This window comes from Mesorhizobium sp. M7A.F.Ca.AU.001.01.1.1, from assembly GCF_004022735.1.
GTDB classification, from domain to species: Bacteria; Pseudomonadota; Alphaproteobacteria; order Rhizobiales; family Rhizobiaceae; genus Mesorhizobium; species Mesorhizobium ciceri.
In genome coordinates this window covers 954-3,647 of sequence record NZ_RZPF01000665.1, presented here as the reverse complement: position 1 = coordinate 3,647, position 2,694 = coordinate 954, and the positions used below count along the sequence as shown (strand labels likewise).

General features: G+C 64.1%; 3 protein-coding genes. 2 read left to right on the top strand and 1 reads right to left on the bottom strand.

What is annotated here, in order from left to right; genetic code table 11:
• Together serB and EN884_RS29370 are read left to right on the top strand one after the other, a co-directional pair.
• The coding region (gene serB, locus EN884_RS29375; RefSeq protein WP_128360894.1) for a phosphoserine phosphatase SerB at nt 1–607 on the top strand (607 nt) is incomplete at its 5' end.
• A complete protein-coding gene (locus EN884_RS29370; RefSeq protein WP_063168275.1) occupies nt 604–1,176 on the top strand; it encodes a GNAT family N-acetyltransferase in 573 nt (190 codons plus the stop codon). The genes serB and EN884_RS29370, both read left to right, overlap by 4 nt.
• Nucleotides 1,177–1,219: 43 nt before the next feature.
• Here EN884_RS29370 and EN884_RS29365 read toward each other — a convergent pair.
• A partial coding sequence (locus EN884_RS29365) for a DegQ family serine endoprotease (protein WP_164895225.1) occupies nt 1,220–2,694 on the bottom strand: 1,475 nt, incomplete at its 5' end.

The following is a 2,694-nucleotide window of genomic DNA, read 5'->3' as shown; positions in this document are numbered from 1 at the left end:
GGAATGCATCGACGAGCTGGCCGACGAGATCGGCGTCAAGGATCATGTTGCCACGATTACCGCGCGATCCATGAATGGCGAGATCGCCTTCGAACCGGCTTTGCGCGAGCGGGTGGCGTTGCTGAAGGGCCTCGACGCCACCGTGGTCGATCGCATCGTCGCCAATCGCCTGACGCTGGCCTCGGGCGGCCGTGTTCTGGTCCGGACCATGCGCGCCAACGGTGCCTGGACGGCACTCGTGTCTGGCGGGTTCGAGGTGTTCACGACGCGAATCGCCGCAATGCTCGGCTTCCAGGAGAACCGCGCCAATCGCCTGCTCGAGCAGGACGGGCGCTTCACCGGCCTGGTCGGCGAACCGATCCTCGGCCGCGCCGCCAAGGCCGACGCGCTGATCGAAATTTCAGCGCGCCTCGGCCTGACGCCCGCCGACGCCATTGCCGTCGGTGACGGCGCCAATGATCTCGACATGATCCGCCTTGCCGGTACCGGTGTCGCGCTTCACGCTAAGCCGACGGTGGCGGCACAGGCCAAGGTCCGCATCGATCATGGCGACCTGACCGCGCTGCTCTATATTCAGGGCTACAGGCAGGAGGACTTTGTGCAATGAAACCAATGCGTACCGAGCGCCTGATCCTGCGCAACTGGGAGGATCGCGACCGCGACCTGTTCCACCGCATCAACTCCGACGACCGGGTGATGGAGTTCTTTCCATTCCGCCGTGACCGCGCCCAGGCGGATGCCAAGATGGACGAGCTCCGGGCCTGGACCACGAAGGACGGATACGGTTTTGCTGCCGCCGAGATCACCGCCACCGGTGAATGCATCGGCTTCATCGGTCTCCTCGACACCGATCATGTGCCATCCCTGCCAGCCGGCACCATCGAGATCGGCTGGCGGCTGGCACCTGAGTTCTGGGGCAAAGGCTATGTCACCGAGGCAGCCGATGCGTGGCTGGCCTACGGCTTCGAGACGCTTGGCCTCGATGAAATCGTGTCATTCGCCGTCGCGGCCAACCGCCGCTCCACCGCCGTCATGCAACGCCTCGGCATGAGCGCGGATCCATCCGCCGATTTCGACCACCCCAGCATTCCCGACAGCCATCCGCATCTCAAACGGCATGTCCTCTACAGACTGTCGCGCCAGGACTGGCAGGCAAGAAAAAGGGCAGCTCGCTAGCCGCCCTTTTTTCAGTGTTGTCGTGTTGTCGATCTTCCGGACCTCAGTCCATCCTGATCGTCACGAACCTGAGCTCGCCGGTCTTCGAGGCCAGCATCAAGAGCGCATTCTTGCGCCCCTGTTCCTTCAAGGCGCCGATCCGGTCCATGACGTCCTTGGGGGTAGCAACCGATTCCTGTGCGATCTCGGTGATCACCTCGCCGGGCTGGATGCCGCGTTCGGCGGCGGCCGAGTCCTTGGTGACGTCGGTGATGACGACGCCCGAAACATCGGCCGCAATGCTGAACTTCTTGCGTGTCTCGTCGTTCAGTTCGCCGACCGTCATGCCGAGCACCGAAGCAGTGGAAACGGCCGGAGCCTTGTCGCCCTTGTCCTGATCGGTGTTGCCCTCCTCGGCGTTGGCGGCCTTCTCGCCATCCTCGAGCCGGCCGAGGGTCACTTTCACCGTCTGTTCAACGCCCTTGCGCACGATCAGCACGTCGACCGCCTTGCCGACAGGGCTTTCGGCGACGACACGTGGCAGGTCGCGCATCTCATGGATATCCTTGCCGTCGAACTTGATGATGACGTCGCCGGCCTGGATCGTGCCATTGTCGACCGGGCCGCCCTTGATCACGCCGGCAACCAGCGCACCCTTTGCGGTCGCCATGCCGAGGCTTTCGGCGATGTCGTCGGTCACCGGCTGGATGCGCACGCCGAGCCAGCCGCGCCGCGTCTCGCCGAACTGGCGCAACTGGTCGACGACACCGGACGCGAGCTGCGACGGGATGGAGAAGCCGATGCCGATCGAGCCGCCGGATGGCGAGATGATCGCCGTGTTGATGCCGATGACTTCGCCCGCGCTGTTGAACAGCGGTCCGCCGGAATTGCCGCGGTTGATCGCGGCATCGGTCTGGATGAAGTCGTCATAGGGGCCGGAATTGATGTCGCGGTTGCGGGCCGAGACGATGCCGACCGTCACCGTGCCGCCGAGGCCGAACGGATTGCCGATCGCCATCACCCAGTCGCCGACGCGCATCTTGGTGGAATCGCCGAACTTTACCGCCGTCAGCTTGTGGCCTTTCGGATCGACCTTGAGCACGGCGACATCGGTCTTGGTGTCGGTGCCGACCAGCGTCGCCTTCAAGGTGACGCCATCGGAGAAATTGACCTCGATGTCGTCGGCATCGGCAATGACATGGTTGTTGGTGACGACGATGCCTTGCTCGGCATCGATGACGAAGCCGGAGCCCAGCGACTGCACCTTCTGCGAGCCGTTGTCCTTGTCACCGCCGCGGTTCTTGAAGAAATCGTCGAAGAAATCCTGGAAGGGCGAACCCTCGGGCAATTGCGGCATCGGCACCGCGCCCGGGCCTTCGGTACCCTTGACCGTCTGCGAGGTCGATATGTTGACCACCGCGCCGAGCAGGCCTTGCGCCAGATCGGCGACCGAAGCGGGCCCATCGGCGGCAAATGTCGGCGCCGTGAAGGACGGGACAGCGACGGCGCTGACAAGAAGTGCCGCCGATGGGCCCGCTT